Below are 7820 nucleotides of genomic sequence, written 5' to 3' on the forward strand. Positions count from 1 at the left end.
GCGTCACGGGCGGAACTGGTTGCCGGTACGCGCCGCCGCCTCGTAGACCATGGGCAGGGAAAAATGACGCGCCCGCATCCGCGTACCGTTCATGGTGACAATGAACTGGCTCGATGCGATGATGGGCAGCGTGGCGGGATCGCGATGCTCCAGCGCGATCTGCAGCGCGCGCCGGCCGGCCACTTCACCCTGTTCGTAAGGGGAACTGCCGATCGCCAGCATGCCGCCGTCTTCGGTATAAAAGCCGTTGAAGCAAATCACCGGCACGGCGGCATTGGCCTCGGTCCACGCCACCACCTCCGCCGCCGGCACCAGCGCGGGATCGGTGGCGGAGCGGCGCAAGGTGCGGTAGCCGCTGACCAGCACCACGTCGTGCTCGGCGGCCAGCGCCTTGACGCCGGCCTGCCATGCGGGCCAGTTATCGACCAGCAGCACCTTGCCCAGCACCAGCGGGTCCCATCGATAGTGTTGTACCTGGCTGGCATCGCCGTCCACAGTCTCGGACTGGTCGCCCAGGAAGGCGACGCGGATCGGATGCGGCAGCGCCTTGAAATCGGCGGCGCTGCGCAGGGCTTCGCGCATGGCGTCGAGCGGTATGCGCTCCAGCACGCCGGTCACGTTGGCCGCGTGCACATAGCCATAATCGGCGGCCTCGCGGTTGACTCCGGCGAAAACGATTTTGATGCGCTTATCGTTGACGAAATAGCGCGCCGCGAATTCCTGTGCATCGTCGTCAATGGCAATCACCACGTCCGGACGCATGGCGGCAATCACGTTGCGGGCGGCGATCCCCGCGCTGGTCTTGAAATCGGCCGAGGGATGGCGCTTGGTGTCCATGTAATACCAGCGCACCTGGTACAGGTATTTGCGGTCGAATACACGGTTGAGACCGAGGTTGACATCTCGCACCCAGGCGTAGTCCGGCGCATAGCTATGCAGCACTAGGATGCTGGGCTTGTGGATGTTGTACCAGCCGAACAGCAGCAGCGCGCCGCACATGAACAGGCCCAGCATGAGTTTTTCAGGTTTCATCGTATCCCCAGCATTTTCCAGTATGGGAAGGCGGCGTAGACAGCCAGCAGTCGCGCCAGGTTGAGCACAGCATTCAGCAGCAGGAAGCGGGTGTCGTCGTAAAACGGCTGCTCGCGGTTCATCTGCTGCATGGGCAGGTAATAGCTGCACTGGTAGGGAAACCACCAGATTTCGGAAAACATCAGGATGATGAAGCCCACCAGCCATTCGTTGACGCCGTTGACCTGGGCCAGCGGCATCAGCACGGTGGCCAGGATCACGGCCGTGGCATTGATGGGCGCCGCCAGCCGGATGATATTGATGACCACGAACAGCAGCAGCACAAACCAGCCGAAATGGTCGCGCATATTGACGCCAAGATTGGGCAGACGGGTGGCCAGCTCATGGTCCAGCCCCAGGTGATTGAAGGCTGCGACGATGCCGGTAATCCCGCTCAAATACAGCAGAAAGGTCCAGTCGACCTTTTCCTTGAGTTCCTGCTTGCCCAGCGTGCCGCACAACAGCAGCCCGAACAGCATGGTGAAGCCGAGCCACGGCGCCTGCACCTTGTGCACCGCGCCAGTGACGATGCCGACCACCATGAACACCGTGCCCAGCAGGGCCGCCTTTTCGCGGTTGGTGAGCGGTCCCAGCAGGTTGCACTGCTCGTCCAGGCGCGCCCGCGGCAGATGCGGCATTTCCACGTTGCGGCAGCCGAACGCCGCTGCTGCAGCCTGGGCCAGCAGCAGCACGGCGCCCGATACCAGCGCGGCCTGTAGCCATCCCATCCATTGAAAATGGTCCTGGCCCTGCGGCGACAGCAGGCCGAACACCGCGAAGTTGACCGATTTACTCGTAATGAAAATCGCGGAAAACAGGGTGCCGCCGCCAAAACAGCTGACGGCCAGCCGGGTAGCCGCCGCGCCCGGCTGGCGCAGGCGCAGGTTGTCCACCATGTCGGCATAAAACGGCGCCAGCAGCGCGATGCGGCCGTTGGCCGTGGGAATAATCGGCGTCAGCAGCAAACCGGTGGCGAACAGGCCGGCGTTGTGCCAGCCCTGGTGGTTGGGCAGGCGCCGCAGCAACAGCAGCATGGCGCGGTAACTGAGGCCCGAACTGACCACCACCGTGCCCAGCGCGAGCGTACTGAGCGCCATCAGGAAACCATCGGAGGCAAAGCCGGACAGGATCACCGGCACCGGCACCAGCCCGGTCAGCAAGGTCGCCATCAATGCAAACAGCGCGGGAATGTAGTCGTCCACCAGATTGCAGATCCACATGGCGACCGTGGCGGAGAAAATGGCCAGGAAGATCACGCCGCCGCGCTCGATGCCCAGCCGGTCGCCGAACGCCAGCATCAGCAGGGGCAGGGTGGTGACCAGCAGCCAGCCCGGTGCGGCGTGGCGCTGATAACCGCTGCGCGGTACCGGAGTTTTGGGCGGCCGCGCCACGGTTTCTCCGGCCAGATGGCTGGTCAGCGAGAACAGCAAATCGGTTTGCAGCCGGGGATTGGCTTCGACCAGCGCCTGGATGGCGGCGCGTGGCAGGCACAGTACGGTCACGTCTTCCGCCGCCACCGCGCTGGTCAGGTACGCATGGGCGTTGGACGCAGCCTCTTCGCCGAACCGGCCGGCGCTGACCGCACGCCGGCTGCCGCGCGGCGATACCAGGATAACCGCGCCCGCCACCAGCAGGTAGCAGCAATCGGCGGCCGAACCAGCCGCGTAGATGCGCGCGCCGGCCCGGAACTGGCGCCGGCTCACCTGCGCCAGCAGCCGCGCCAGGCTGGGTCGGCTGGCGCGGCCAATCAGGCTGTCGGCGAGCAGGCGGGCGGCATCTTCCTCGTTGAGCGCATTCATAAGTCATCTCCCTGGGCCTGGCGCAGGCTGTCGAGCCGCTGGCTGATGGCTGTGATGGCCGGCAGCGCATGGTCATCGCCGGCCGCTAGTGCCCTGATGCTCGCCAGCCGTGCGTGGAATTCGCTGAGCACCTGCGTGCTGAGCGTGCCGTGCAGCAGGCGGTCATCGACGGCGGCATCCAGTTCCGTGACCTGCGCCACGCAATCAGGCGAGCCATCTTCCGCCGGCACCGATTTAAACCACTTGAGGACAACCAGCCCGGCCGAGAACACCGACATGCTCAGCCCGATTGCCGCCTTCAGCTGGTCCAGCAGCGCGCGTGACAACAAGGGTTTGTCACGGTCGATGAAGCGGCGCGTGCCTTCCGAAAGCGCCGAACTGCCGGCCGACAGGATGGCCGCCTCGTCGAGGTGGATCTGCAGGCGCGACTCCAGCGTGGGGCTGTACAGGCTTTCCAGCAGCTTGACGATGGCCTTGGTGTCGACATGGCGGTTGGCCACCAGCAGCAGCTTGATGCCCACGGTCTTGATCGGGCGGGGCGGCACCGGCGGCGCCGCGCTGTACATGAACGCGCCGATCTCGGCATCCGCAGCCCAGGTATGGCGCAACGCAAAGGCCGAAGCAAACGGCACTTCCAGCAAGTGATAGCCCTGCTGTTTGACCAGATAATCAACCACATCCGATGGCGCAAACGAGGTAATGACGATCACGTCCGGCAGCCGCTCGCCATGCTGCTCCAGCAGTTTTTCGGTGGCGATGTTGGACTCCACGTAATCGATGTCTTCGCGCAGGCCGGCAAACGTGAGGATCTGATGCGCCACCAGCCGGGTGCCGCCCTTGCGGCTGTTGAGGTTGACGCGGTGCCCGCGCAAATCGGTAATCGACTCAATCCCGGGACGCGCCAGAAAATGCAACAGCTCCGGCGCCACGGTCGCCACCTGCACCACATCCGGGCTCGGCAGATCCAGCCCGCCCTGGATAAAGGCCAGGTCCAGCTGGTTGGCCGCGACCAGCGCCAACGCTTCCTGCGAGCCGCCAGTGGGCCGCAGCGTCAGCGTGATGCCGCTGTCCACCGCCACCTGCTGCAAGGCGCGCGCGAGAAAATGCCGGTTGCCGGTGAGGTCGCCGCCTGAAATCGTCAGCGCGTAATTGCGCGGCACCAGTTCAAACAGCGACGCGGCAGCCAGGCCGCAGAGTGCCGGCAGGGCGGCCAGGACCAGCCAGCGCGCCGGGCGGCTGTGTTCGCGCCATCGGCGTATCAGCGTTTGCAGTATCAGGGGCAGGGACATGGGTAGACTCTCCAGGGTTAGCAAACTGCGATCAGGCCCAGGCTGGCGACAATCGCCTGGCCAGCGGCGCTGCGGGCAAAGTGGACGAAGGCCTCACGTTCGCCGCCCGCCGCGCCGTGCAGCAGCAGGTGAAAGCCCTGGGTGTAGGGATAGCGCCCGGACAGGACCGTGGCCGTGCTGGCGGTCACGCCATCAACCGGCAGCACGGCCGCCAGTTCCTGTCCGCTGCGCGCATGGCCAGCCTGATAAGCAATCGCGCCCGGCTGCGCTGCGACGGCGGCAGCCAGTGCCGCGTCGTCCGGCGCCTCGCGTGCTTCCGGCGCGAATTCGCTACCATCCAGCAGCAGCTGTTCAGTCGACTGGCGCGGCGCGGTGTTACGCGGATGGGCATGCACGATCACCGGCAAATCCGGACCGCCGAGCGTGCGCCAGTTGATGATGTCGCCGGCCAGCAGGCCACGCACTTGCGCCCGCGTGAGGTTGGTCACGGCCAGGTCGGGATGGGCAATGATGCGGATGTCGCTGCGCGCAATCAGATAGTGGCGTGCGCCGGGACCGTCCTCCGCATCCGACAGCACGCGCGCCATGGCCGCGACGTCGATGGCGCGGCGGCTGGCCGCGATATAGGCTGGCAGTGAACCGCCGCGTTCAACGATGACGTCCAGCGCCGGCCGCTCGCGCTGGAATGCGCGCATCAGCGCCTGCAGCAGCGGCAGCATGGCGTCGGCGCCGCTGACCAGCAGCGCGTGGCGCGCGGGCTGGCGGCGACGGCTGCATGCTGCCAGCGGCAACGCAGCGCCCAGCATGAGGCAGGCCTCGCGCCTATTCACGGGATTCTCCCCTGGCTGGCGCGGTGGCGGTGCGCGCGGCGTGCGCCATGAAGCGGGTCGCGGCCGGCGATGGCGGACCCAGTGTCACCAGCATCATCGGCGCGTACAGCGGGTATTGCTGCGGCGATGACTCTGCGGCCAGTCCATCAATCCTGAGTGCTTTCACGCGGGCCGGCAGCACCGCCATTTGCGGCATGAAGGTGATGGTGTCAGGACGGGCGGCCGCCTGCGCCAGCCGCGCCGCCGCGCCCAGCACCTGGCTGGAGGCGGTATATGTGTCCTCGCTGCCCAGTACCAGTTGCCGCCAGCTGATGGAGACGCCCCCGGCTGGCGGTCCCACCAGCACCTCGATGGGCCTGTCCAGTCCGCCGACCGCGTGCCAGTTGGTGGTCCTGCCGGTGAAGATATTGTTGAGCTGCCGCAGCGTCAGCGCCTGGACTGGATTGGAGGGATGCACCACCGCCAGGATGGCGTCACGGCGAATGATGGTGGCATGCAGCGGCGCCCCGCGCGCCACCGCCGCGCTGACGATGCTTTCCGACGCGGGACCGCTGGCCATGGCAATGTCGGTGGTGCCGTCGATCAGCGCCTTGAAGCCGCGCGCGCTGCCGCAGCCGCCGTTGATGACAACCCGCACATCGTGCAGCTGCATATAGGCTTCTGCGGCCAGTTGCATATACGGCTGCAGCGTGGTCGAACCGGTCAGCTGGAGCGCTGCTGCAGCCTCCGGAAGCGGCGCGCGCGGGAGTGGGGCGTTCATATAGGTCCATTGCTGTTTGTTGTCAATGGATAAATATTAGGCGGGCAAAAGCACCGCATTCTGACGCTATCTGGCAAGCGGCCGGAGAGAGTAATCGGCGTCACGAAACCACTTCACTACCAGTCGTTTCCTTTGGGAATTCCAGCGAATTGTCACAAAACTGACTTTTATATTTCGGACATAAGCTGACCTGCAGATCGGCTATATTCGATGCCGTTTTAAGCTTATATATTATTCAAATTTACTTTTTATATTTCGAAGAAAATATTCAAAATAACGAAATGAAATTTTCTCTAAGAAATTATTTAAATTTGATGACATGATATTCAATCTTAAAAAATATACGTTCCTATTCGTCATCCTACGCCGCATTCCACCTAACATAGCAATCCGCAAGCCTCTTCCCTATGAGATGTTGGGTAACTACTTAATAACAATCCGTTCTGGCTGATCTCTATGTAGTATTTTCATGTCGCTGAGAATAAACATGACTATACAACTTCGTGTTATTTGGAAATTCTAATTTACTGCATGTAATTTTAATAATTAACTTGCGATATTCAAAAGGTTTACAATAAAATATTGTGGTCAGTGTTGCATGAATTCAATAATAACGATTAAAACAAGTCACTTTTTATCCGCACGAATATCGGCATCCTTTTGGCGATCAGCAAAGGCATTCAATGCAAGTACCAATAGAAGACCAGTTTGGTGTTCAGCCTGTCGTCAGACCAGACCGTCCGGCGTCTGTGCGGCTGACATTCCTGCTGTTGTGGCTAAGCGAATCGGCGTTTGACCTGGGGTCTACCCTGATCAGTTTTGCTATCGGCGTGTGGATCTATTCCCATACCGGCTCGGTGCAGGACTATTCGCTATCGGTGCTGGCCGCCGCCGTGTCCTCGATGCTGATCATGCCGTTCACCGGCGCGTTCGTGGACCGCTACAACCGGCAATGGGTGGTGGTGTGCTGCGATCTGGTGTCGATCTTCAGCACCGCAGCCATCGTGCTGGCGCTGTCCGTTGGCCAGATCGGCGTGGAAGTGCTGTATGTCTATACGGCGCTGTCGGCAGCGGTGGCCTCGTTACGGCGCTCTGCGGTGCGCGTGGTAATCAGCAGCTTCGTGCCCAAGGACCGGTTCACCCAGGTCAGCGGGCTGAGTGGCGTCTCGCGCGCTGTGGTACAGGTGGTAGCGCCCAACGCGTCGGGCTTTCTGATGGCGCACCTGGGCCTGCAAGCCGTGATGGGCGTGCATCTCAGCCTGCTGACGGGTGGCGCGCTCCTGGCGTTCAGCGCGCTGTCGAGGGTACGCAATGCCATACGCGGCCGCCAGTCCATAAATCCGCAACACTCATTCCTGGTCAGCGCCAGAACCAGTTTTCAGGGCGCGATCGACTATCTGAAGGACAGCCCCCTGATGCGCAGCCTGCTGCTGTACGGCGCTTTGGTGCAGTGCCTGCTGGTGCTGGCCACGGTGATGCTCACGCCGCTGGTGCTGTCAACCCACTCGACCGACGTGCTGGGCCTGGTCATGTCGGTCGGCGTGGTGGGCGCACTCGCCGGTTCGCTGCTGGCTGCCACCTCAATCATCAAGCGCCATCTGATGTTGTGGGTACTGATCTGCGATGCGATCCAGTCCGCCGCCATTCTGGTGGCGGGACTGAGCACGTCGCCCGTGATCTGGTGTGTGGCCGCGTTTGCGTGCCTGTTTGGCGGCAGCGCCTCCGTCGCCTGTTCCGGTGCGCTGTGGATGCGCAAGGCGCCGCTGGCGCAGCAGGGCAGCGTGTTTGCGGTGCTGTCGGCGTCCAACCTGCTGGTCATGAGCCTGGTGCTGCTGATCGGCGGCTATCTGGTCGATGCGGTGCTGGAGCCGGCCTTCGCCGCCGGCGGCGCCTGGACCCATTCGGTCGGCAGCTGGTTCGGCACCGGCAAGGGACGCGGCATCGCCTTCCTTTTCTTCGTCGCCGGCGCCTGTGGTTTTTTGTTGAGCGTTGTGGCTTTGGCCAGTCCCAAGTTGCGGCAGCTGGAAAGCCTGGTACCTGAGCGGTCGGACGATTGACCGCGATTGCGGAC

General features: G+C 63.1%; 6 protein-coding genes. 1 reads left to right on the forward strand and 5 read right to left on the reverse strand.

The annotated features are described in order from the left end of the window. Nucleotides 1-3: 3 nt before the first annotated feature. From GTP58_RS08090 to GTP58_RS08110, 5 genes are read right to left on the reverse strand one after another with little or no spacing between them, the layout of a single operon-like run. Nucleotides 4-1032, reverse strand: a complete 1029-nt coding sequence (locus GTP58_RS08090; RefSeq protein WP_161076965.1) for an ABC transporter substrate-binding protein — start codon at nt 1030-1032, stop codon at nt 4-6. Continuing rightward, complete coding sequence (locus tag GTP58_RS08095) at nt 1029-2870, reverse strand: SLC13 family permease (protein WP_161076966.1); 1842 nt, start codon at nt 2868-2870, stop codon at nt 1029-1031. The genes GTP58_RS08090 and GTP58_RS08095 overlap by 4 nt, the downstream gene beginning before the upstream one ends. Beyond that, complete coding sequence (locus GTP58_RS08100; protein WP_161076967.1) at nt 2867-4159, reverse strand: TAXI family TRAP transporter solute-binding subunit; 1293 nt, start codon at nt 4157-4159, stop codon at nt 2867-2869. Before GTP58_RS08100 ends, GTP58_RS08095 begins: the two co-directional genes overlap by 4 nt. A gap of 17 nt (nt 4160-4176) precedes the next feature. Then, the gene (locus GTP58_RS08105) at nt 4177-4989 is read right to left on the reverse strand and encodes a substrate-binding domain-containing protein (RefSeq protein ID WP_161076968.1); all 813 of its coding nucleotides are present in this window, start codon (nt 4987-4989) and stop codon (nt 4177-4179) included. Then, nucleotides 4982-5749 (reverse strand): substrate-binding domain-containing protein, encoded by a 768-nt coding sequence (locus GTP58_RS08110; protein ID WP_161076969.1) that lies wholly within the window; start codon nt 5747-5749, stop codon nt 4982-4984. The genes GTP58_RS08105 and GTP58_RS08110 overlap by 8 nt, the downstream gene beginning before the upstream one ends. A 683-nt stretch (nt 5750-6432) precedes the next feature. Between GTP58_RS08110 and GTP58_RS08115 the strand changes: the two genes are divergently transcribed. Further along, entirely contained in the window at nt 6433-7806 is a 1374-nt protein-coding gene (locus GTP58_RS08115; protein WP_161076970.1) for an MFS transporter, read from the forward strand. Nucleotides 7807-7820 lie beyond the last annotated feature (14 nt).

Source organism: Duganella sp. CY15W, assembly GCF_009857555.1.
In the GTDB taxonomy this organism is placed as follows: Bacteria; Pseudomonadota; Gammaproteobacteria; order Burkholderiales; family Burkholderiaceae_D; genus Rugamonas; species Rugamonas sacchari.

Bases quoted from the DNA above. Each gene is read 5' to 3' on its own strand.
- GTP58_RS08110 (WP_161076969.1), bottom strand. From the start codon at position 5,749: ATGAACGCCCCACTCCCGCGCGCGCCGCTTCCGGAGGCTGCAGCAGCG.
- GTP58_RS08090 (WP_161076965.1), bottom strand. From the start codon at position 1,032: ATGAAACCTGAAAAACTCATGCTGGGCCTGTTCATGTGCGGCGCGCTG.
- GTP58_RS08100 (WP_161076967.1), bottom strand. From the start codon at position 4,159: ATGTCCCTGCCCCTGATACTGCAAACGCTGATACGCCGATGGCGCGAA.
- GTP58_RS08115 (WP_161076970.1), top strand. From the start codon at position 6,433: ATGCAAGTACCAATAGAAGACCAGTTTGGTGTTCAGCCTGTCGTCAGA.
- GTP58_RS08095 (WP_161076966.1), bottom strand. From the start codon at position 2,870: ATGAATGCGCTCAACGAGGAAGATGCCGCCCGCCTGCTCGCCGACAGC.